This is a genomic window from Pseudonocardia cypriaca (assembly GCF_006717045.1).
Classification (GTDB): Bacteria; Actinomycetota; Actinomycetes; order Mycobacteriales; family Pseudonocardiaceae; genus Pseudonocardia; species Pseudonocardia cypriaca.
On the sequence record NZ_VFPH01000003.1, the window covers coordinates 1,084,708 to 1,106,608 of the forward strand.

General features: G+C 70.9%; 23 protein-coding genes. 9 read left to right on the forward strand and 14 right to left on the reverse strand.

The window, feature by feature from the left end; translation table 11 throughout:
• Positions 1–107 precede the first annotated feature (107 nt).
• Positions 108–644, reverse strand: a complete 537-nt coding sequence (locus FB388_RS36695; RefSeq protein WP_142107258.1) for a nitroreductase/quinone reductase family protein — start codon at positions 642–644, stop codon at positions 108–110.
• 88 nt (positions 645–732) lie between these two features.
• On the opposite strand from FB388_RS36695, the gene FB388_RS36700 reads away from it, so the two are divergent.
• On the forward strand, positions 733–1,380 hold the full coding sequence (locus FB388_RS36700; protein WP_142107259.1) for a TetR/AcrR family transcriptional regulator: 648 nt from the start codon (positions 733–735) through the stop codon (positions 1,378–1,380).
• 19 nt (positions 1,381–1,399) lie between these two features.
• Here the strand turns inward: FB388_RS36700 and dnaB are convergent, their stop codons facing one another.
• From dnaB to rpsF, 5 genes are all read right to left on the reverse strand, one after another.
• Positions 1,400–2,803: a replicative DNA helicase gene (dnaB, locus tag FB388_RS36705; protein ID WP_142107260.1), complete on the reverse strand. Its 1,404-nt coding sequence runs from the start codon at positions 2,801–2,803 to the stop codon at positions 1,400–1,402.
• 619 nt (positions 2,804–3,422) lie between these two features.
• The gene (rplI, locus tag FB388_RS36710) at positions 3,423–3,872 is read right to left on the reverse strand and encodes a 50S ribosomal protein L9 (RefSeq protein ID WP_142107261.1); all 450 of its coding nucleotides are present in this window, start codon (positions 3,870–3,872) and stop codon (positions 3,423–3,425) included.
• Positions 3,873–3,886: 14 nt separating this feature from the next.
• The gene (rpsR, locus tag FB388_RS36715; RefSeq protein ID WP_013678623.1) at positions 3,887–4,123 is read right to left on the reverse strand and encodes a 30S ribosomal protein S18; all 237 of its coding nucleotides are present in this window, start codon (positions 4,121–4,123) and stop codon (positions 3,887–3,889) included.
• A gap of 34 nt (positions 4,124–4,157) precedes the next feature.
• A complete protein-coding gene (locus FB388_RS36720; RefSeq protein WP_142107262.1) occupies positions 4,158–4,673 on the reverse strand; it encodes a single-stranded DNA-binding protein in 516 nt (171 codons plus the stop codon).
• A 14-nt stretch (positions 4,674–4,687) separates the two neighbouring features.
• Positions 4,688–5,023, reverse strand: coding sequence for a 30S ribosomal protein S6 (gene rpsF / locus FB388_RS36725; protein WP_142107749.1), 336 nt, complete (start codon positions 5,021–5,023; stop codon positions 4,688–4,690).
• A 239-nt stretch (positions 5,024–5,262) separates the two neighbouring features.
• Here rpsF and FB388_RS36730 point away from each other — a divergent pair, with 239 nt between their 5' ends.
• Together FB388_RS36730 and FB388_RS36735 are read left to right on the forward strand one after the other, a co-directional pair.
• On the forward strand, positions 5,263–6,033 hold the full coding sequence (locus tag FB388_RS36730; protein ID WP_142107263.1) for a deoxyribonuclease IV: 771 nt from the start codon (positions 5,263–5,265) through the stop codon (positions 6,031–6,033).
• The gene (locus tag FB388_RS36735; protein WP_425468606.1) at positions 6,014–7,486 is read left to right on the forward strand and encodes a glycosyltransferase family 87 protein; all 1,473 of its coding nucleotides are present in this window, start codon (positions 6,014–6,016) and stop codon (positions 7,484–7,486) included. The genes FB388_RS36730 and FB388_RS36735 overlap by 20 nt, the downstream gene beginning before the upstream one ends.
• Here the strand turns inward: FB388_RS36735 and FB388_RS36740 are convergent.
• A complete protein-coding gene (locus FB388_RS36740) occupies positions 7,473–8,426 on the reverse strand; it encodes an Lrp/AsnC family transcriptional regulator (protein ID WP_142107265.1) in 954 nt (317 codons plus the stop codon). The genes FB388_RS36735 and FB388_RS36740 overlap by 14 nt on opposite strands.
• A gap of 96 nt (positions 8,427–8,522) precedes the next feature.
• Here FB388_RS36740 and FB388_RS36745 point away from each other — a divergent pair, with 96 nt between their 5' ends.
• Together FB388_RS36745 and FB388_RS36750 are read left to right on the forward strand one after the other, a co-directional pair.
• Positions 8,523–9,995 (forward strand): MFS transporter, encoded by a 1,473-nt coding sequence (locus FB388_RS36745; protein WP_142107266.1) that lies wholly within the window; start codon positions 8,523–8,525, stop codon positions 9,993–9,995.
• A gap of 55 nt (positions 9,996–10,050) precedes the next feature.
• Positions 10,051–10,542, forward strand: a complete 492-nt coding sequence (locus FB388_RS36750) for a TSCPD domain-containing protein (protein ID WP_142107267.1) — start codon at positions 10,051–10,053, stop codon at positions 10,540–10,542.
• 900 nt (positions 10,543–11,442) lie between these two features.
• Here the strand turns inward: FB388_RS36750 and FB388_RS36755 are convergent.
• The 4 genes from FB388_RS36755 to FB388_RS36770 form a co-directional block, all read right to left on the reverse strand.
• A complete protein-coding gene (locus FB388_RS36755; RefSeq protein WP_142107268.1) occupies positions 11,443–12,036 on the reverse strand; it encodes an NUDIX hydrolase in 594 nt (197 codons plus the stop codon).
• 19 nt (positions 12,037–12,055) lie between these two features.
• Positions 12,056–13,588: a glycosyltransferase family 87 protein gene (locus tag FB388_RS36760; protein ID WP_142107269.1), complete on the reverse strand. Its 1,533-nt coding sequence runs from the start codon at positions 13,586–13,588 to the stop codon at positions 12,056–12,058.
• Positions 13,585–15,951, reverse strand: a complete 2,367-nt coding sequence (locus tag FB388_RS36765; RefSeq protein WP_142107270.1) for a transglycosylase domain-containing protein — start codon at positions 15,949–15,951, stop codon at positions 13,585–13,587. The genes FB388_RS36760 and FB388_RS36765 overlap by 4 nt, the downstream gene beginning before the upstream one ends.
• A gap of 154 nt (positions 15,952–16,105) precedes the next feature.
• Positions 16,106–16,516 (reverse strand): DUF5318 domain-containing protein, encoded by a 411-nt coding sequence (locus tag FB388_RS36770; RefSeq protein WP_142107271.1) that lies wholly within the window; start codon positions 16,514–16,516, stop codon positions 16,106–16,108.
• A gap of 179 nt (positions 16,517–16,695) precedes the next feature.
• Between FB388_RS36770 and FB388_RS36775 the strand changes: the two genes are divergently transcribed.
• The 3 genes from FB388_RS36775 to FB388_RS41110 all read left to right on the forward strand — a co-directional run bounded on the left by FB388_RS36775 (position 16,696) and on the right by FB388_RS41110 (position 19,406).
• Positions 16,696–17,283, forward strand: a complete 588-nt coding sequence (locus tag FB388_RS36775; protein WP_142107272.1) for a PadR family transcriptional regulator — start codon at positions 16,696–16,698, stop codon at positions 17,281–17,283.
• Positions 17,276–18,355, forward strand: coding sequence for an inositol-3-phosphate synthase (locus tag FB388_RS36780; RefSeq protein ID WP_142107273.1), 1,080 nt, complete (start codon positions 17,276–17,278; stop codon positions 18,353–18,355). Before FB388_RS36775 ends, FB388_RS36780 begins: the two co-directional genes overlap by 8 nt.
• A gap of 517 nt (positions 18,356–18,872) precedes the next feature.
• Positions 18,873–19,406, forward strand: a complete 534-nt coding sequence (locus tag FB388_RS41110; RefSeq protein ID WP_342787960.1) for a C40 family peptidase — start codon at positions 18,873–18,875, stop codon at positions 19,404–19,406.
• Between the two features lie 10 nt (positions 19,407–19,416).
• Here the strand turns inward: FB388_RS41110 and FB388_RS36790 are convergent, their stop codons facing one another.
• Both FB388_RS36790 and FB388_RS36795 read right to left on the reverse strand, forming a co-directional pair.
• Complete coding sequence (locus FB388_RS36790) at positions 19,417–19,848, reverse strand: acyl-CoA thioesterase (protein ID WP_142107274.1); 432 nt, start codon at positions 19,846–19,848, stop codon at positions 19,417–19,419.
• Positions 19,845–20,423, reverse strand: coding sequence for a TetR/AcrR family transcriptional regulator (locus FB388_RS36795; RefSeq protein ID WP_142107275.1), 579 nt, complete (start codon positions 20,421–20,423; stop codon positions 19,845–19,847). The genes FB388_RS36790 and FB388_RS36795 overlap by 4 nt, the downstream gene beginning before the upstream one ends.
• Positions 20,424–20,536: 113 nt before the next feature.
• Here FB388_RS36795 and FB388_RS36800 point away from each other — a divergent pair, with 113 nt between their 5' ends.
• The gene (locus FB388_RS36800; RefSeq protein WP_246122740.1) at positions 20,537–20,950 is read left to right on the forward strand and encodes a DUF1707 SHOCT-like domain-containing protein; all 414 of its coding nucleotides are present in this window, start codon (positions 20,537–20,539) and stop codon (positions 20,948–20,950) included.
• Between the two features lie 39 nt (positions 20,951–20,989).
• On the opposite strand, the gene FB388_RS36805 is transcribed toward FB388_RS36800, so the two are convergent.
• The gene (locus FB388_RS36805) at positions 20,990–21,832 is read right to left on the reverse strand and encodes an MmyB family transcriptional regulator (protein WP_211362447.1); all 843 of its coding nucleotides are present in this window, start codon (positions 21,830–21,832) and stop codon (positions 20,990–20,992) included.
• Between the last annotated feature and the right edge of the window lie 69 nt (positions 21,833–21,901).

Consider the following 21,901-nt stretch of genomic DNA (forward strand, 5'->3'; position numbering starts at 1 on the left):
GGGGTGTTCCGAGGAGTTCGCGCATCAGGAGGGCTCCGGTCGCCGGTGACGAGGACGGTGGCGATCGTGACCACCGCCTCGAGCGGGTGCAACCGATTTCGGGCGCTCTACGGCCGGAGGGGCGGGGTGGCGGCTTCTGCGTGGACACGTTCCAGCACGACGACGGGGACCTGCCTGCCCGCGGCCGCCTCGAACTCGGCGAACTTCGGGACGAGCGCCACCTCTTCCGCCCAGATCCGCTCGCGCTCCGCGCCCTCGGCGAGCCGAGCTACGACCGGCGCTCTTTCCGCGCCCACCTCGACCGTGGCCTGCGGGTGCGCCATGAGGTTGCGGTACCAGACCGGGTGCTCCGGACTGCCACCGTGCGTTCCGAAGACGGCCCAGCCATCGCCGACCGGCTGGTAGAACAACGGGCTGATCCGCTCGCGCCCCGTCTTGGCGCCGATGTGGTGCACCAGGATCAGGGGGATGCCCCGCTCGTCGAACCCGGGGATCCGGGGCGGGATGGGGCGACCCGCGGCGAACTCCTCTTCGCTGCTCCACCGCACGTATCCGGCGTTCGTGCGGAACTCGGCGATGATCCGGTCGTTCCAGCTTGCCGCGGTAGGAGCCTCGGCCTCTGTCGCCGTGGTCGGGTCGGACATGACATCCCCTTCACTATCCGGAGCAGATGCTCCGCACGCTAGCACAGAGCGGAGCATCTGCTCCGCATAAGGCGGTATGCTCGTCCGCATGGCAGTGGCCGAACCGGACGACTCCGCCCGGCGCCGCGCACCGCGCGTGGACGCGATCCGCAACCGGGAGGCGATCGTCGAGGCCGCCGCCGAAGTGCTGGCCGAGCAGGGCACCGCGGTTGACGTGCGCGAGATCGCGCGCCGCAGCGGGGTGGGCATGGGCACCCTCTACCGGCACTTCCCGAAGAAGGAGGATCTCGTCCACACGGTCCTGCGCCAGGACTTCTCGCGCTGGGCGGAATCCGCGCGCCGGACGGCGACCGACGCCGAGGACCCCTGGGCTGCACTGACCGACTTCTACGAGCAGGCCCTGACCGGCTGCGCGCGCCACCGCGCGATGATGGAGAACTTCGCCCTGACCTGGTCGGTCCCCGACCTGGACGGCATCCGGCAACTCCGGCTCGTCATCGAGGAGCTGTGCGCCCGCGCCGGGGCCGCGGGCCTGCTACGCCCCGGCGTGACCACAGACGACCTGCTGCTCCTGCTGCTCTCGCTGGGCCACGCCGTCCAGATCACCGACGACTGCCGCCCGCAGATGTGGAACAGGCTGCTGCGCATCTCCCTCGACGGCCTGCGCGCCGACCACCGCGAACCACTTCCCACCGACGCCGCGCCCGACGACGTCGCACGATCACTTCACGGATGAGGTCGATGCCGCAACCGGTCTAGCCGTGGGCCAGGTCGGAGAAGCGGCTGTAGTGCAGCTGGTGGGCCACCGTGATGGTGCTCGTGGGGCCGTTTCGGTGCTTGGCCAGGATCAGGTCGGCCTCGCCCGCCCGGGGGTCGTCGCGCTCGAACGCGTCAGGGCGGTGCAGGAGGATGACCATGTCGGCGTCCTGCTCGATCGACCCGGACTCACGCAGGTCGGAGAGCTGCGGCCGCTTGTCGGTGCGCTGCTCGGGACCACGGTTCAGCTGGCTCATCGCCACCACCGGCACCTCGAGCTCCTTGGCCAGCAGCTTGATCTGCCGGGAGAACTCCGACACCTCCTGCTGCCGGGACTCGACCTTGCGCCCTGACGTCATCAGCTGCAGGTAGTCGAGGATGACCAGCTTCAGGTCGTGGCGCTGCTTGAGCCGGCGCGCCTTGGCCCGGATCTCCATCAGCGTGAGGTTGGGCGAGTCGTCGATGAACAGCGGCGCCTCGCTGATCTCGCTCATCCGCCGCGCCATGCGCGTCCAGTCGTCGTCGCTCATCCGGCCGGCGCGCATGTCGGCCAGCCGGATCCGCGCCTCCGCCGACAGCAGGCGCATGACGATCTCGGACTTGCTCATCTCCAGGGAGAACACGACGCTCGTGAGCCCGTGCTTCACGGAGCAGGAGCGGGCGAAGTCCAGTCCGAGCGTCGACTTCCCGAGTCCCGGCCTCGCCGCCACGACGATCATCTGTCCCGGGTGGAGCCCGTTGGTGACGGCGTCGAGGTCGGCGAAGCCCGTGGGGACGCCGAGGGCGACGCCGCCGCGCGAGGCGATGGCGTCGATCTCGTCCATGGTGGGCTGGAGCAGCTCCTCGAGCGGGACGAAGTCCTCGCTGGTGCTGCGCTCCGTGACCTCGTAGATGGCGGCCTGTGCGCGGTCGACGACGTCGTTGACCTCGGCACCGTCGGCGCCGTGGTAGCCGAGTTGCACGATGCGCGTGCCGGCCTCGACGAGGCGGCGCAGGATCGCCTTCTCGGCGACGATCTCGGCGTAGTAGGCCGCGTTGGCAGCGGTGGGCACCGTGGCGATCAGCGTGTGCAAGTACGGCGCGCCGCCGAGCCGGATCAGCTCGCCGCGGCGCTGCAGCTCCGCGGACACCGTGACGGCGTCGGCGGGCTCCCCGCGGCCGTAGAGGTCGAGGATGCAGTCGTAGACCGTCTGGTGGGCCGGCTTGTAGAAGTCGTCGGGGCGCAGGATCTCGACGACGTCGGCGATGGCGTCCTTGGACAGCAGCATGCCGCCGAGGACCGACTGCTCTGCCGTGAGGTCCTGCGGCGGCTGACGGTCGAACATCCCAGTCGGGTCGACCCCGTCGCCCCCCGGGCGGACGGCACGAGGCCTCCCCGTCGGACGGTCGTCAGCCAGAGCCATACGCAGCGTCACCCCCTGCCGCCATTGTATCGAACAAAGGTTCGATAAGCTCGACGACGTCCGGATGACGTCCCGGAGAACGGGAACCGTCGGCCGAGTCGAGTCCTCGCACCCCGGAAAGCAGGTTAAGGGCCTGCTCCGAGCCGACCAAACCGGCCTGTGCGCGGGGCTGTGGACCAGCTGGGGACGGATCGGCATCGAGCCAGGAACGCGTAGAGGGCAACCTGTGGAAGACGTGTGGACAACTCGTCGATCAAAGGCATATAGGCAGGTCAGCGCACTATAGGGAGATGTGGACAACTTTCTCTCGCGACACGCCGGTTCGGCCGTCTTCGGCGTGTCGCCACGCCGCCGAGATCGCCCACTCGGCGCGTCCGATCGATCACTCGGCGACGTCGCCGTAACTTCCCGGCGTGCCACCTGGACAGGTGATCCAGTGTCTCTCCGGAGGGCACGGAAACGTTAACGGGACCGAACGAAAATCTTGGAGAGAAGTTTCGCCCCGTTCACTGTGAGTAACGGCACGGATGGCAGTGAGGCGTCTGTGGACCCGCAACAAAAAGAGCGAGCCGTGTCCGCGGAAGCGCGGACACGGCTCGCTCTGTCGTGCGAAGGCCGATCAGCTGGCGACGACGTTCACGTCCAGCTCGGTGGTGACCTCCGGGTGCAGCCGCACGGTGACCTTGTGGGTGCCGACGGTCTTGATCTGACCCGGCACCTCGACCGTGCGCCGGTCGAGGGCGGGCCCGCCGGCGGTGCGAACGGCATCGACCACGTCGGCGGCCGTGACCGAACCGAACAGGCGTCCGGAGTCGCCTGCCGACTTCGCCTTGATGGTGAGGCTGAGCGCCTGGAGCTCGCCCGCGACCTCCTTGGCGTGGCCGAGGTCGCGGATCTGGCGGGCGCGCTGGGCGCGCTGGATGGCTGCGACCTGCTTCTCCGCACCCCGGGTGGCCACGACGGCCAGCTTGCGGGGGAGCAGGAGGTTGCGGCCGTAGCCGTCCTTGACCTCGACGATGTCGCCGGGTGCGCCCAGGTTGGGCACGTCGGCGGTGAGGATGAGCTTCATACCGGTACTCCCCCTCAGCGCGCGGTCGAGGTGTAGGGCAGCAGCGCGACCTCGCGGGAGTTCTTGACCGCGACCGCGACGTCACGCTGGTGCTGACGGCAGTTGCCGGTGACCCGGCGGGCCCGGATCTTGCCGCGGTCGGAGATGAACTTCCGCAGCAGGCCGGTGTCCTTGTAGTCGATCTCCTGGGCCTTGTCCTTGCAGAACGCGCACACCTTCTTCTTGGGCTTGCGCAGGACGGGCTTGGCCATGGGTGGTTCTCCTGGTTGTTGCTAGAGGCGTGGGTCAGAAGGGGGGCTCGTCGTCGGCGATGGGGCCGCTGCCGGCAGGCGGCGCGGATCCCCACGGGTCGTCGGCGGGACCGCCGCCGTACCCGCCGCCGCCGCCACCGCCGCCACCACCGCCACTGCCGCCGAAGCCCCCGCTGCCGCCGCCCCGGTTGACCTTGTTGACCTTGGCCGTGGCGTAGCGGAGCGACGGGCCGACCTCGTCGACCTCGAGCTCGACGACGGTGCGCTTCTCGCCCTCACGGGTCTCGAACGACCGCTGCCGCAGCCGCCCGGACACCATCACGCGCATGCCGCGCGTGAGCGACTCGGCGACGTTCTCCGCCGCCTGCCGCCAGACGTTGCACCGCAGGAACAGCGCGTCGCCGTCCTTCCACTCGCCGGACTGGCGGTCGAAGGTGCGCGGGGTGGACGCCACCGTGAAGTTGGCGACCGCGGCCCCGGACGGGGTGAAGCGCAGCTCGGGATCGGCGGTGAGGTTGCCGATCACCGTGATGACGGTTTCGCCGGCCATCTCGCTGGTCGCCCTCAGCCCGCGGCGACGGGCGTGGCCCGCCTCGGCTCGGCGGCGGCCTTCTTCCGCTCGCGCCGCAGCACCTTGGTGCGCAGCACGGACTCGTTGAGCCCCAGCTGGCGGTCGAGCTCGGCGACCGTGGCCGGCTCGCACGTGACCTCGAGGACGGCGTAGATGCCCTCGGCGTGCTTGGCGATCTCGTAGGCGAGTCGCCGCTTGCCCCACACCTCGATCTTCTCGACAGTGCCCTTGTCGGTGCGCACGACGTTGAGGAACGTCTCAAGGGACGGCGTCACAGTGCGCTCGTCAAGGCTCGGGTCGAGGATGACCATCAGCTCGTAATGACGCATGAGAACCACTCACCTCCTATGGACTGGAACGGCCGCGGTCCTTCCGCGACAGGAGGTTCTCACCAGACCCCGACAGAATCGCCGCCATCGGCGGCGCGCACGGCGCTCGGCGAGCACCGGTCGGGGTGACGCATCGAGGCTACCAGCGCGAACGCGCGGGACCGCGCGCGGGACCCGCGTTGGCGATCGCACACGCACCCATGGCGCCGCTGTCGGGCGTGGTCACTACTCTGGCCCGCATGCTCATCGGGGCACACGCGCGCGAGGACGACCCGCTCGTCTCGGCGGCGGAACGGGGCGCCGACATCGTGCAGCTCTTCCTCGCCGACCCGCAGAGCTGGAAGAAGCCACCGAGCCATCCACAGGCGGCGCAGCTGCGGGAGAGCGACCTGACGGTCGTCGTCCATTCGCCGTACCCGGTCAACCTCGCCTCGCTGAACAACCGCATCCGCATCCCGTCGCGCAAGATCGTGGTGCAGCACGCCGAGCTCGCCGCCGAGCTGGGCGCGATCGGGCTCGTCGTCCACGGCGGGCACGTCACGCAGGGCGAGGACGCCACGAAGGGCTTCGAGAACTGGCGCAAGTTCATCGAGCGGCAGGCGGACGAGGGCGGGTTCGCGGTCCCCATATTCATCGAGAACACGGCGGGCGGCGAGAACGCGATGGCCCGCAAGCTCGACGACCTGGCCCGCCTGTGGGACGCGGTCGGCGAGTTCGGGGTCGGCTTCTGCCTCGACACCTGCCACGCGTACTCCGCGGGCGTCGAGCTGGTGGACGTCGTCGACCGCGCCAAGGCCATCACCGGTCGGATCGACCTGGTCCACCTCAACAACTCGCGCGACGAGTTCGCCTCCTCGCGCGACCGCCACGCCAACATCGCCGACGGCACGATCGATCCCGATGCGCTGGTCGCCGTCTGCGCAGCGGCGGGGGCACCGGTCGTGGTCGAGACACCGGCCGAGGGTCAGGCCGCCGACATCGCCTTCCTGCGTGAGCGGCTCGGATCGTGATGCCGGCTGCGATGGCGGAGCCCGCGAGCGGGTCGGGGCCGTGACCGGCGCCGCTTTGAGCACCGCCCGTGGCGAGCGGGTTGCGACCTCGGTGCACCCGCTCGCCCGCACCGGTCGCGTCGTGCTGGCGGTGCTCGTGCTGCTCACCGGCATCACGCTGCTGCTCGGCTACGAGAACAAGGCCCGCTGCACCGGGCCGGAGTTCGAAGACAACGGGCGCAGCACACCCGACTACGGGGTGCGCATCGAGCGCGACGTCTGCTACTCCGACATCCAGCACCTGTGGATCGGCCGCGACATCGACCACCACGTCTTCCCGTACGTGAGCGGGTCGATCACCCCGGACGGGCAGCTGCTCGGCGGCTCCGTGGAGTACCCGGTGCTCACCGGGCTGCTGATCTGGGCCGGTGCGCTGTTCGCCCACACCGACGCGGGCTTCCTCCTCGGGTCGGCGCTGCTGATGGCTCCGTTCGGGCTGCTCACCGGATGGCTGCTGGGCCGGCTCGCGCGGTGGCGCGCCCTGCTGTGGGCGCTGGGGCCGCCCGTCGTGCTCTACGCCTTCCACAACTGGGACCTCCCCGTGGTCGCCTGCGCCGTCGCGGCCGTCTTCGCCGTGCACGGCTGGCGCACCGACCGCTCCCTCGCCCAGCGCGGCACCGTTGCGGCGGTGCTGCTGGGGCTGGGCTTCGCGTTCAAGCTCTACCCGGGTGCGTTCGTGCTGCCGCTGGCGCTGTACGTGCTCGCGGAGTCGCGCCCCGGCCGGTTGGACTGGCGGGCAGCGGTGCGCGTGCCGCTCGCGGCGACGGCCACCGTGGTGCTGGTGAACGTCCCGTTCATGCTCGCGGGCTACGAGGGCTGGCGGGCGTCGTTCACGTTCCAGCAGTTGCGCAAGGTCGACTTCACCACCAACTCGATCTGGTTCTGGGGGTTCCGCCCGGAGTCCGACCCCGACAACGTCGACTTCCAGTCGACCATGGACTGGCTCTCGCCCACGCTCGTGCTGCTGTCGTTCGCGGTGGCCGTCGCGCTGGGCTGGTGGCGGTTCCGCCGCGACGGCGTCTACCCGTGGGTCGGGGTGAGCGCCGCGATGCTGTGCGGTTTCCTGCTGCTGCACAAGGTCCACTCGCCGCAGTACACGCTGTGGCTGCTGCCGTTCTTCGTGCTGGTGCAGGTGCCGTGGTCACTCGTGGCCGCCTACCTCCTCGCGGACCTCGCGATGGGGATCGGCATCTTCCGCTGGTACTACCAGCTCCACGCCGGCCTCCCGTCCGGCATCTACGACGGCTTCGCCGCCCAGGCCGTCACCGTCGGCGTGTGGGGCCGGGCGGCGCTGCTGCTGGCGTTGTTCGTCGTGTTCCTGCGCGTTCCCGACCGGCTGGCCGCCGGGCCGCTACCGCGGCGCACGCCGGTGGCCGAGTCGGTGGGTGCCACGGGGGACACTAGAGCGCCTTGAGGGTCTGCAGAACGGGTGTCGTCTCGATGGCGCGGATGGCGCCGAGGTCGGCGAGCGGGCCCGTCAGGTAGCCGTGCAGCGCCGCGGGCCCAGAGGACAGCACCTGGGCCGCGAGGTTGTACGTACCGGTGATCGCGGCCACGAAGGCGACCTCCGCGTGGCCGGCGATGGCGCGGGCGGTGGCGTCGAGATCGGCCGGCGCCACGGACAGCCAGAGCATGGTGCGGGTTGCGACGCCGAGGTGGGTGTCGTCGATCTCGACGTCGAAGAAGATCACTCCGCGGTCGCGCAGGTCGGACAGGCGACGGGCCGCGGTTGCGGCCGACCACCCGGTCGCCGCGGCGAGCTCGCCGTAGGCGGCGCGCCCGTCGCGGGTGAGGACCGCGAGCATGCGCTGCTCGCTCGGGTTCAGCTCGACGCGCTCGGGAGCGCACTCGACGACCGGTGCGGGCCTGCTGAGCCGGTCCTGCTGGGCGTGGTCGAGGGCCTGCGTGCGGCCGGGCCACGTCGTGGGGCCACCGAGGTAGGTGTGGAGCAGTGCGTGGGCGCTGACGGTGCTGATGCTCGCGGTGCGTGGGATGTCGTGCAGCACCAGCGCGGGCCACGAACCACCAGCCATCGGTGCCGTGACGACGGCGACGATCTCCGTTCCGCCCGAGGTGAGCCGTACCCAGGAGGTGTCGGGGCGTCGCGCCAGTGACCGCGCGATGTCGCCGGCGGTGGCGGGGGCCGCGGTCAGGCGGACCATCCACCGGCTGTCCGCGGTCTGGCCGGGCGTGGTGAGGCCGACCACGCGCAGGCCCGCCTCGCGCCGCAGACGCTGGTAGCGGCGGGTGACCGTCTGCGTGGACACACCGAGCACCTCGGCGATCCGTGCGAACGGGGCCCGCCCGTCGATGTGCAGCGCATGCACCAGGCCCCGATCGACGTCGTCCAGCACGGAACGATCCTGCGCCCCCGGCCTCGGGATGGAAAGGAACAGCCAGCTTTCGGCTGGCAGCTGGAAGTGCGCGCACCCCGAACCGAATCTGCCGCCATGACTCAAAGATGGCGCTGGCTCGCACTGGTGGCGTTGCTCGTGGCCGAGGCGATGAACCTGCTCGACGCGACGATCGTGCAGGTCGCTGCGCCGACGATCCACGCGGTGCTCGGGGGCTCGACCGCCGATGTGCAGTGGCTCGGCGCCGCATACACGCTGCCGTTCGCGCTGCTGCTGATCACGGGCGGCCGCCTGGGGGACATCGCGGGCCGCAAGCGGGTCTTCCTGATCGGGGTGGCCGGGTTCGGCATCGCCTCGGTCGGCTGTGCGCTCGCCCCGGATGTCTCCGTGTTGATCGGCTGGCGAGCCGTGCAGGGGGCCGCAGCCGCGTTCGTCATCCCCCAGACGTTCGGGCTGGTCAAAGCGATGTTCGAGGGCAGGGAACTGGCGAAGGCGCTGGGCAGCATCGGCCCGGTGATGGGGCTGGCCGCGATCTGCGGGCCTGCGCTCGGCGCACTGGTCGTCGACGCCGATCTCCTCGGGTGGTCGTGGCGCGCGGCCTTCCTGATCAACATCCCGCTCGTGGTCGCGGTGCTCTGCTGCGCCCCGGTGCTGCTCGAGAACGCCGCCGCGGACCGCCCCCGGCTGGACCTCGCGGGGACCGTGCTGGCCGTGGCCGGGTTCGCGCTGGTCGTCTACCCGTTGATCGAAGGCCGCGAGTGGGGCTGGCCTCGGTGGACCTGGGCGATCGTGGCCGCGGGGCTCGCCACGCTCGTCGGGTTCGGCGTCGCCCAGCGCATCGCCGCCGCACGCGGCCGAGCGACGCTGGTCGAGGTCAGCCTGTTCGCCGACCGCAGGTTCCCCGCTGCGCTCGTGGCCTCCACGCTCTTCTTCGCCGTCATGAACGGGCTGATGCTGGTCATCGTCCTGCACCTCCAGCTGGGGCTCGGCCGCGACGTGCTGTCGGCCGGCCTGGCCCTGCTTCCCTGGACGGCGGGATCCGCGGTGGCGTCGTGGGTGGCCGGCACCTGGTTGGTGCCCCGCTACGGCGCTCGCGTGATGCAGGTCGGCCTCGCCGTCCTCGCGTTCGGGCTCCTCGCCACCGTCACCGCGTACGCCCACGCGCCTGCGGGCGGCTGGGCCACCCTGTCGGCGCTCGGCGTGTGCGGCGTCGGGCTGGGGCTGTTCACCGTCCCGTTCTTCACCACCGCGTTGGCCCGGGTGGCCCCGCACGAGACGGGCTCCGCCGCCGGCCTCCTCAACGCGGTGCAGCAGCTCGGCGCCACCTTCGGCACCGCCGCCCTCGGCACCGTCGTCCTGCGTGGGCTGGACGGCGGGGACCCGGCCACGGCGACGGCCGCCGTCCAGCAGGCGTTCTGGATCGCGCTGGCCCTCACGGCAGCGACGGCCGTGGCGGCCGCGGTCATGGCCGGGCCGGAGCACCCGATCGTCGGCACTCGCCGGCCGGGACGGCGTTTCGCCACCGAATTTTCAGGCCCTCGCGGTACGGTGCGAAACCACAACATCTAGTGACAATGTCGCACAAATCACCTACATGTGGCATCGAAAGGACGTCGGCCCGTTCATGGCGCTTCCCGCACGCACCAGCGACCCCGCCCCATCGGCACGGCGGCGGATGCCCCGGTCCCGCCAGGGCACCACGACCTCGTTCGAGGTCGCAGGCACCGAGTTCTACGTCATCGCCAACGCCGACGAGCACGGGTCGCTGGGGGAGGTGTTCGCCAAGTTCGGCAAGGAGGGCTCCACCACGGCCGGCCTCATGGACCTGCTGTCGGCCGCCATCTCGCTCGGCCTGCAGCACGGCGTCCCGCTGGAGGAGTTCGTGGCGAAGTTCCGCAACCAGCGCTTCGAACCGATGGGCATGACCGACGACCCGGACATCCCGCACGCCGCCTCGGTGGGCGACTACCTCGCCCGCCGGCTGGCCCACGACTGGCTGGACGTCGGTTCCCGCAAGGAGCTCGACCTGCTCACCCCCGACGAGGAGGCCGCGCTCCCCGCCGACACCTACGCACCCACGCCGCTGCGCAGGACGGCACGGGCGGCGCGTCCCTAGACGAGCGGGTCCTGGCGGGCCGGCGGTGAACATGGCACTGCTCGCCTACAACCACTGACCGGGTCGGACTTGCTCGTCCAGTACGGGTGTTGTGATCACGCCGTTCGGTGCTCGTGCCGGGCCCGTCCGGTGGTCGCGGGCATGATCCGGAGTATCGGTTCGCCATAGCTGTGCCGACAGCAATGGGCAACCGATACATGCGATCTTGACATTCAAGATCCGGTGTATCGGGCGTCGATGGTTGTGGCCGCAGCCATGAGCAACCGCCAGTTCGGATCATGGTCGCCCGGGCGATGCAGTCCCTGACTTCTGTCGATCGGTTCCCGTCGGGTCCGCCTGGTCGGGAAGCCGTCGGTGGGCGCGCCGTTCCCGGCCCGGGCCTCTCTGCGCTCCCCCTGCTGATCGGCCTCTCGGGTGCTCCTCTGTTCCAATCGCCCCCTCGCCTCGGTGGGTGGCTGGGTTGGGTTCACTACCGAATTCAGTGGTTGCGTGGACGGCCGTCCCCGACGCCGGGGGCACGGCGGCCGGGGACGACACTGCAGGCCTGGTGCCACGCAACCTGCGGTGGTGCCGACCCTCACCCCCGACCAATCCCACATGCTCAGGCGCGACCAGCCCGGGCGCCAGGTATCCGCGCGAAGGCCCATGATCAGCAGGAATGGGTTACAGCCGCATAGGTGCGGCTCATGTCCCGATTCCGCTGATGATGGTGGGCTGTGGCCGTGATCAGCGGTCTCAGCACCACCGTGCACACCGTGCCGCCACCGCACACACCGCCGGACATGTGCACCGACCCCACACGATGTGCACGCCCACGCGGATCGCGTTCCGCGGAACGTTCACAGTCGCTCCAGCGCCAGCCGGAGTCCCGTCGAGTTCGGACTTACTCGTCCAGTCCGCCTACTGCCAGGCGAACACCGGCTGCTCGAAGTGCGCCACCCGCGTGGGACGGCCGTGCTGCACCACCTCGCGGAACTGGTGCAGCACGGCCGCCGTGGGCGCGTGCACCAACCGGTCGAGGATCGGCAGCTGGATCACCGGCGCGTCCGATTCGGCGATCGTGACGAACCGCGGCTCCACGTCGATCACGTCGAGGGGCACCCGGTGCACCTCGGCCACCTCCACCGGGTTGGGCCGGAGCACCGGCGCGATGCCCGCCCACAGCACCACCGGCGTGATCAGGTATCCGGACCGGGTGGCGTAGTCGTCGAGGAGGCCGAGCTCGGCGTCGGCGTCCAGCACGAGGCCGAGCTCCTCGGCGAGCTCGCGGCGAGCAGCCGCGCCCGGGGCCTCGCCCGGGTCGGTTCGCCCGCCGGGGAGGGCCCATTGGCCGGGGTGCCCGCGCAACGTCGCCGCGCGCCGCGTGAGCAGGAGCGCCGCGCCGTCCGCGACGAGGGTGATCCCGACGGCGGCCCGCTTGAGGTCCGGCCGGTCGAGCGGCCGGTGGGCGAAGCGGCCCAACGCGGCTTCGACCTGATCGCGGGAGAGGCCCACCCCGGCAGCGTGCCACCCCTCAGCTGGCGGTGCTGACCACCTTCGGTGGAGTTCGCGCGACAGCAGGCCAGTCGGGATCCGCGTCGAGCACGGCCGGCCACTCACCCGGGGTCGCCATCCGCACGGGGTCGGTGTCCGGGCGGAGCACCGAGCGCACCACCAGCACGCACAGCACGACCACGAACGCGTCGCGGATCACGACAGCACCGAGGAACCAGTCCGGCGGCAGTCCTTTGTTGGCGGGGGTCAGGTAGTAGTACATCCGCGGCGCCCACACCAGGGCGTCCACCGCCATCCACGCCAGCAGCAGCCGCCAGCGCGGGAGCGCGAGCACCGCGAGCGGCACGAGCCACAGCGAGTACTGCGGGCTCCACACCTTGTTCACCAGCAGGAACGACGCAACCGTGAGGAACGTCAGTGATGCCAGCCGCGGCGGGTGTGGTGCGCGCAGCGCGAGCACGCAGATCGCGGCGCAGCACAGCACGAAGAGCGTTGCCGAGACGGCGTTGAGCACGGCGGGCGCCTGACCTTCGGCGAGCTTGCCGTCGAACCCGGGCCAGCCGGTGAAGTACTGCACGACGAAGTAGAGCGAGTCGGGATCGGCGGGGCGGGTGCGGTTGAGCCGGAAGAACTCCGCCCATCCCACGGGGTAGAGCAGTGCCACCGGCGCGTTGACGAGCACGAACGCACCGACCGCCGCGCCGATCGTCTGCAGGGCAGTGCTGAGCCGGCGCCTGCGCATCGCCACGAGCAGGACCGGCAGGAGCAGCATCAGCGGGTAGAACTTGAAGGCGCCGCCGATACCGAGCAACGCGCCGGCCAGCAACGGCCTGCGCCGGGCGAGCGCGAGCATCCCCGCCGCGGCGCACGCGACGGCGAGCGCGTCGAAGTTGGTGAACACGTGCACCGCCACCAGCGGGGACAGCGCGACGAGCGCCGCGTCCCACGGCCGGTTCGGTCGCAGGGCACGGACCGCCCACACGGCGACGAGCCACGCCAGCGCCAGCCACGCCGCGCTGATGTCGAAGTACACGACGACGGGGAGGGCCGTCGGCAGGATCGGGACCACGCCCGCCGCCGACACCCAGGCGTCGGCGAGCCGCGCGTTGACGTACTGGAAGAACCCGGTGAGCACCGGGTACTCCATGTACCGCACCTTCTCGTCGTCGGTGCCCTCCCCTTCGACCCACGGGTCGCGGTAGGGCACCGCCCCGCGGTCGAGCCCCTCGATACCCCAGAGCGGGACGGTGTCGGAATAGCACATCGCCACGTACTGGCGGTTGTTGCGCCAGTCGAGCGCGACGGTGCCGTCGTCGGTGGTGTACTGCTGCAGGCAGGGGGCCTTGCCGAGCCAGCCCATGGCCAGCACCGCCACCGCGAGCAGCAGGATCACGCGCAGCGGCGTCCAGAAGCGGCTCCGGCCGACCAGGGCGTGCCGGCCGAGCGGCCCTCCGACCAGCCGGCCGGCGGCAGCGGCGAGCGGCTCGGTCCACGTGGGGACGACACGCGCGGGCGGGTGGTCCGGCTCCCGCACCCGCACCCGCGAGCTCACCCGACGGGGTCGGACGTGCTGTTCAGCGCCGAGCGGTCCGACTGACCGCGGTTCGCCGAGCCCCCCGAGGAGCGGGGCGTGCCGGACGTGCCGCTGTCCTGCGTGTCCAAGGACGTGGGCTGGTCGCCACTGCTGCCGCCGTCGTCCGAGTTGTTCGACCGGGAGTTGCTGTCGCGAGAGGACCCGCTGTCCCCGTCGTCCGAGGAGCTCCCGGAGTCGCTGTCGCGGTCCTCGTCGCTGTCCGAGTCCTCGGAGTCCTCGGAGTCCTCGTCGGACGACTCGGTCTCCGAGGAGTCCGAGTCGGGGGTCGGCGCCTCACCCATCGCGACGAACTGGGAAAATTGCTCTGCCGGGTCCTCTTCGGTGGCTTCCTTCATGAAGGCGTGCCAGATCTGGCCGGGCACACCGCTGCCGAAGATCGGGTTGCCCCGGCTGTCGCGGATCGGCTCGCTCTTGTCGGTGCCCACCCAGACCGCCGTGGCCTTGTTCGGGGTGAAGCCGACGAACCAGGCGTCGCGGTTGTCCTTGGCGCTGCCCTCGAGCTGGGCGGTGCCCGTCTTCGCGGCGACCTGCTGCCCGGGGAGGTCGTAACCCTTCTTGGGGGCCACGCCGAGCATCGCCTCGATCACGTTGCGGGCCACCTGCTGCGACATGACCTGCCGCTCCGTGTCCTTGTGCTCGTAGAGGATCTCGCCGTCGGCCGCCTCCACCTTGGACACGATGTACGGCTCGTGGTACTTGCCCTCGGCGGCGAACGTGGCGTACGCGGAAGCCATGTCGACCGGGTGCACCTCCTTGTCGCCCAGCGCGATACCGCCGGTCGGGTTCTGCAGGAGGTCGTCCGGGATGCCGGCCTGGTGGGCCGCCTTGGCGACGTTGCCCGGGCCGACGGTGATCCCGAGCTGGTAGAACCACGTGTTGATCGACTCGGTCATGGCGAACTCGGCGCCGCACTTCTCACAGCTGACGCCCTCGACGTTGCGGACCACGCCGGGCCTGCCCGTGAACGCCTTCGGGCCGGTACCGTCGATCTCGGTGCCGAGCCCGAAGGTGGGGTCGTTCTCCAGCGCGGCGGCCAGCACGAAGGGCTTGAACGACGACCCGGGCTGGCGGAACGCCTCGCCCGCGTAGTCGAGGGCCAGCCCTTCCTTCCCGCCGTAGTAGCTGACGATCGCCCCGGTCTTCGGGTCGATGGAGACCAGCCCGTAACGCAGGTTCTTGGGCTGCTTGTCCTGCTGCTTCGTCACGGTGTCCACCGCCTCGGCCTGCAGCGGCTGCTCGACCGTGGTGGTGACCGTGACGCCGCGGGTGTTGATGACGTCCGCGGTGATGCCCTTCGCCTCGAGCTCCTTCAGGGCGCGCTCGTAGATGTGGTAGCGGTCGTCGCCGGGGATGCCGGCCTCGGCCTGCTCCGGGATGTCCGGGAGCTCGGGGAAGGTCTGGGCCGCGCGCTCACCACGGTCGAGCCACCCCTTCTCGACCATGCCGTCGAGCACGAAGTCCCACCGCTCCTCGGACTTCTCCCGGTTCTTCGCAGGGTCCCACCGCGACGGGGACTGGATGATGCCGGCGATCATCGCGCCCTCGGACACCGTGAGCTCCCCGACGTCCTTGTTGAAGTACGCCTTCGCCGCCGCCTGGATGCCGTATGCGCCGCGGCCGAAGTAGATCGTGTTCAGGTAGTTCTCGAGGATCTCGTCCTTGGTCTTCTCCTTGGAGATCTTGACCGCGAGGACGACCTCCTTGTACTTGCGCCACAGGGAGGCGTCGTCCTCCCCGGTGGAGACCTTGATGTACTGCTGGGTGATGGTCGAGCCACCGCCCGCACGGTTGGTGAGCTGGTTGTAGACAGCCCGCCCGATGCCCATGAAGTCGAAGCCGGGGTTGGAGTAGAAGGACCGGTCCTCAGCGGACAGCACCGCGTCGCGCACGTGCTTCGGGACCTTGTCGAGGGTGACGGCGACGCGGTTGACGTTGTCCTGACGCACCGTGGCGAGGGGTTCGCCGCGGGCGAAGGTGAAGTTGGCGACCTGCGCGAGCGAGACCTCTTGCGACGACGGCACGGGGAACACGAACCAGCCGATGACGAACGCGACGAACGGGCCGAGCAGGAGCAGGCCGAGCACGACGTAGGAGATCCGGCGCACGCGGCGCCACGGTGAGACCTTCTTCTTCCCGCGGGCGGCCGGTGCGGGGCGCCTGGACCGGTCCGCACCCGGGGCACCCGGCCCGTGACCGGACACGACGGCGGTGGCGTCGTCGTCATCATGGGTGAGCAGGGCCACCGACGGGTCGGCCCCCGGCTGGCGCGGCCGCCCACCCGGAACCGGGGGGCCGTCGGCGCGGTAGCGCTGCGGTGGCATGCGTGGATCCGGGCCGGGCCCCTGCCTTCGCGGCGGGCCCTGCCGGGGTGGCGGGCCGCCGTGCGGGTTGCGGGGACGGCCCCGCGGCGCGTCGAACCGGGGGTCGCGCTGATCACTCACCGCTGCTCCGGGGGTTCGGGGGACGGGTTTGCGGTCACTCGGCGGCGGTCCTGCGTCGGTCGGACCTGCGGCTGTGGGGAGCGTCGCCCGTGCCCATCACATAGGACAGAACGAGGTGGTTCCAGCTACAGGTGCGGCAGACCTCCACCACATACACGGAGAAGTCGGCGTAGACGTTCGCCAGCTGCTCGATCTCCTCGGGCTTGCGTGCCGATCCCGCGGCGTGCTTGAGCTCGTCGCCGAAGATCCACGATACCTGGGTGAGGCGTTCCTTGCGGCAGACCGGGCACGTGTGATCGGTGGGCTCACCGTGGAAACGTGCAGCTCGGAGCAGGTAGGGGCTCGCGTCGCAGACATCAGCGACACCGACCCGTCCGGAGTGGACCTCGGCGAGCAGCGCGCGGCGCTGCAACGCGTAGTCGACCACCTGCCGCTGGGTGCGCACCCGGTCAGGGTACGCGGACCCCACGCGCCGACGCGCGAGAACGCCTCCGCGCGGCCGGTCGTTCGACGACGGGTCACCCCGGCGCGCTCTCGGGACTGCGCGCAGATGTATCGCGTCGATATACTGCAGCGTGCTATCGCCGTGTGCTCCGACAGTGCGGCAACGGAGGTGAGGTCGTCGTGCTCGAGCTGGCGATCCTCGGCCTGCTCCAGGAGGCCCCGGTCCACGGCTACGAGCTGCGCAAGCAGCTCGGGCTGAGGTTGGGCGGCTTCCGGCTGTTCTCGTACGGGTCGCTGTACCCCGCGCTGCGCCGCCTCACGCGGGCCGGTCTGATCGTCGAGGCGTCCGAGCAGGAGGCACCCGAGCCGGGCAGTTGGCCACGGCGGAGCAGGCGGGTCTACCGGATCACGGCCGAGGGCAAGGAACGCCTCGCCGAGCTGCTGTCCGAGGCCGGCCCGCACGCGTGGGACGACGACGGCTTCGGCGTCCACATCGCGTTCTTCTCCCGCACGCCCGCGGAGGCGCGGATGCGGATCCTCGAGGGCCGCAGGCGGGCGGTCGAGGAGCGCCGCGAAGGGTTGCGGGCCGCCCTCGTCCGGGCGCGGGAGCAGATCGACAACTACACGCAACAGCTGCACCAGCTCGGCCTCGACGCCTGCGAGCGGGAGGTGCGGTGGCTCAACGAGCTGATCGCCACCGAACGCGCAGCGCAGGACGAGGCGGAACCCGCAGACCAGGAAGACGAGAGAAGGAGCCGCAATGAGTGAGGTCCGTGTCGCCGTCGTGGGCGTGGGTAACTGCGCGGCGTCGCTGGTGCAGGGGGTGCACTACTACGCGGACGCCGATCCGGCCACGCGCGTCCCCGGTCTGATGCACGTCGACTTCGGCGGCTACCACGTGCGCGACATCGAGTTCGTGGCCGCGTTCGACGTCGACGCCAAGAAGGTCGGCCGCGACCTCTCCGAGGCGATCACGGCCAGCGAGAACAACACCATCAAGATCTGCGACGTCCCGCCGCTCGGCGTGCCGGTGCAGCGCGGTCACACGCTCGACGGGCTCGGCCGGTTCTACCGGGAGACGATCGACGAGTCCGACGACGAGCCGGTCGACGTCGCGCAGGTGCTCCGCGACACCCGCGCCGACGTGCTCGTCTCCTACCTCCCGGTCGGGAGCGAGGCGGCCGACCGCTTCTACGCACAGGCGGCCATCGACGCGGGCGTGGCGTTCGTCAACGCGCTCCCGGTGTTCATCGCCTCCGACCCGGAGTGGGCGGAGAGGTTCCGCGTGGCGGGCGTGCCGATCATCGGCGACGACATCAAGAGCCAGGTCGGGGCGACCATCACCCACCGCGTGCTCGCCAGGCTGTTCGAGGACCGCGGCGTGCAGCTCGACCGCACGATGCAGCTCAACGTGGGCGGGAACATGGACTTCCTGAACATGAAGGAGCTGGAGCGGCTGGAGTCGAAGAAGATCTCCAAGACCCAGGCGGTCACCTCGCAGGTCGACCGCGAGCTCGGCAAGGACAACGTCCACATCGGGCCGTCCGACTACGTCGCATGGCTCGACGACCGCAAGTGGGCCTACGTCCGGCTGGAGGGCAGGGCGTTCGGGGACGTCCCGCTGAACCTCGAGTACAAGCTCGAGGTCTGGGACTCGCCCAACTCCGCGGGGATCATCATCGACGCCGTCCGCGCGGCCAAGCTCGCCAAGGACCGGGGCATCGGCGGGCCGATCCTCTCCGCGGCGAGCTACTTCATGAAGTCCCCGCCGGAGCAGTACAGCGACGACTTCGCCCGCCAGGCCGTCGAGGAGTTCATCCGCGGCGAGCGGGAGCGCTGACCCCGCTCCAGCCGTCCAGATCCCGTCCGGCCCCGGCCGTGGCCCTTGCCGCCACGACCGGGGCCGATTTATTTGCAGATCGGCAACCTTTCCGAGAACAGCCGATCCGTTCCGATCCGGAAGGAAATTCACTCGTCTGCCCCAATAACGAACGCATCACGGCACAGCTTGTGCCGCAGGCCACCCTGGTTGGTCTGATCAACTCGATCGGGCGACAGTACGGGTGTACGAGACGTACCTGTATGGCCCAGTCAGCGGTGATGGGGTTCACCGGATAGCGACAGCACAATTGAGACATGCGTCATGGCGAAGCAACGAAATGCGTTCGTAATCTGCGGAACGGCTCTGCGCCACCGACGCTCACCCGGAGCGGCGGGCGCAGGGCCACCGCCGGACAGGCGGGACGCAGCACGGCCCGGATGCGAGATGGGGCCGTGCACCGCGCGTCCCGTCGGCTCCTGCTGGCTTCCCCCGGCCCGCGGGACCCGTCCGCCGGTGCTACCCCGAGGACCACCCCGTGCCCAACCACCTGCCCGCTCTCGCGGTTCGCGCCGCCGTCGTGACCACCGCCGCTGCCGCCGCCTCCGTCCTCGCCGTGCTCCCCGCCGCCGAGGCCGCCCCGCTCCCCGTCGCGTACACCGGCACGCCGGTCGTCGCGACCGCGCCATCGCTTCCCCAGCCGGCTTCCGCCGAGGCGGTGGCCGCGGGCACCCGGGCGGCGGCTGTCGACTTCGCGATGAGCAAGATCGGCTCCCCGTACCGGTACGGCGCGAGCGGCCCGAACGCCTTCGACTGCTCCGGCCTCGTCTCGTGGGCGTTCAAGCGGGCGGGCAAGTCGTTGCCGCGCACCAGCCGGGCGATGTCGAAGGTCGGCACGCCGGTCTCCCGCGACCAGCTGCAGCCCGGCGACCTCGTGTTCTTCTACAAGCCGGTCAGCCACGTCGGGATCTACATCGGCAACGGCAAGATCCTGCACGCCAGCACCCGGAAGAGCCCCGTCAAGATCTCCGACATGGGCCGGATGAAGTTCAACTCCGCGCGCCGCATCTGACCGCGAGCGGTCACCCGGCGAGCCCGAGCAGCTCCGGTCGCCGCGCGAGCCGCCGCCACACCGCGCCGGGATCCGCCACCAGCCTGCGAGCCGTCAGGTCGAGGAGGCCACCGACGCTGCGCAGCTCCGCCACAAGGCTCCCGTCGTCGGCGCGGCGCAGCTCCTGGCTGACGCGAGTCGTGCGGCCGCCGGGCCAGTCGAACGCGCACGAGACGTCGACCTCGTGCCCGAGTCGCAGCTCGCGCACGAACCGCACGGTCGTCTCGAGCGTCACCGGGCCGAGCCCGGTGCGCCGCAGCTCCTCGAGGTCGATCCCCGCGGCCTCGAGGAGCTTCCACCGCGTGTGGTCGGCGTACTGCAGGTAGGCGGCGGTGGTGACGTGGCCCTGGGTGTCCAGCTCGTAGGCACGCACCTCGAGCCGCACCTGGAAGGGCGTGGTCACGGCCGGGCCCCGGCGCTGTGGGCGAGGAACATGTCGATCACCAGGTCGAGGTGGCGGAGGAAGCGGTCGCCGGTCGGGTCGACGGTGATCTGCTGGTCGACCACCCCCTTCACCACGGCGGTGAGGACGTCCACGGCCTCCTGGCCGGTGACACCCGCCCCGGCGAGGGCTGCGCGCCACGCGCCGAAGGCCCGACGGGCCAACGCGACCGACTCCGCCGACGGCGTGAACCCCGGCACCGTGCGCTGGGCGATGAGCTGGTAGCGCGCAGGGTTCGCGACGCAGAAGCCGGCGAAGGCCCGAGCGGCCCGGTGGACGTCGAGCGGTTCCGCCGCGGAGAGGCACTCGAGGAACTGCTGGTGCCCGTGGGCGAACATCCGGTCGTACAGGGCGTTCCGGCTCGGTACGTACCAGGCCAGCGACTGCGGTCGCATCCCCAGCCGCGAGGCCAGCTCACGCAACGAGATCCCCGCGATCCCCTGCTCGGCCGCCAGCGTCCAGGCCATGGCGAGGATCTCCTCGACGGCGGCCCGCCGCCGTCGCGTCACCCTGTCGTCGACAGAGTTCTCTGTCATGAACAGGGAGACTAACCGGTGACGCGAATGGCGGCCAGCTACATCGAACGGCTACCCGGGGATCCGCCGGCAGTTCGATGCCGGAACGCCGCGCCGCTCGTACCATCGGCGCCGTGAGCTCCGACGCCGACCGCAGTCACATGCGCATCTCCGACGCCGACCGCGCCGCCGCGGCCGAGCGCCTGCGCATCGCGGTCGACGAGGGCCGGCTCGACCTCACCGAGTACGACACCCGGCTGCGCTCGGCGTACGCCGCCACCACCTACGGCGAGCTCGAGCCCGTCACCGCCGACCTCCCGCCGGCGCCCACCGTGCCCGCGGTGAAGCAGCCGGCTGCGGTGGCCGAGCGGCACAAGTGGCTGAACGAGTGGCGCGAATGGCTCGGCGGCGCGATCATCATGATCGCCATCTGGGGCACGACGTCGCTGGTGTCCGGCTCGCTGCACGCGTTCTGGCCCGCGATCCCGCTCGGGATCTGGGCGGCGGTGCTGGTCGCCGGCGCGCTCGGCAAGGGCAAGAAGGAGTAGGACGCCTGACGAGCCGGGATTCCTCCCCGCGTTCGACCGTCAGATCCCGGCGTCGGCTGCGATCGCCAGCAACGAGAGCGCGTCGTGGTCGGGGGTGCCCGGCGCGGCCTGGTGCACGGTGACGCGCCTGCTGCCGTCGTCGTCGTAGCGCAACACCTCCCAGGTCAGGTTGAGCTCGCCGACCGTCGGGTGGTGGAAGACCTTCTGCGTGCTCGCCTTCGGCCGGACGTCGTGCCGCTCCCACAGCGCCGCGAACTCCGGGCTCGCCGCCGACAGCTCCTCCACCAGCTCGGCGACGTCCGGCGCCTCCGGGTCGGCGGCCAGCACGGTGCGCAGGTTCGCCACCGAGGCCGCCGCCGAGGCCCGCCAGTCCCCGAACAGGGCAGCGGCCTGCGGGTGCCGGAACACGTAGCGGATCGTGTTGCGCCGGGCCGCAGGCCAGTCGGCCATCCCGTGGTAGAGCGCGAGCCCCTCGGCGTTCGCGGCGAGGACGTCGCTCGTGCGGCTGAGCAGCAGCGCGGGACACGGCCGGAGGTTCTCCAGCAGCAGCCGCATGCTCGGTGTGACCGTCCGCTCCGGTGCGCGGCGCAGCGGCCTGCGGTGGGCGACGTGGTCGGCGAGCGCGAACAGGTGGGCCCGGGCGTGGTCGTCGAGCCGCAGCGCGCTCGCCAGCGCGGCGAGCACGGCGCTGCTCGGGTTCGTCTCCTTGCCCTGCTCGAGGCGGATGTAGTAGTCGACGCTCACCCCGGCGAGCGCGGCCAGCTCCTCCCGGCGCAGTCCTGGCGTGCGCCGCGGTCCGACGCCGACGGGCAACCCCACGTCCCCGGGGCGGACCTGTGCGCGCCGGGCCCGCAGGAAGTCGGCCAGCGCTGTCGAGCTCACCCCGCCATCGTCGCAGCCGCAGGTGCGGTGTGGGTGGCCGTGGCGCTGCTACCCACGGCGCTGCTACCC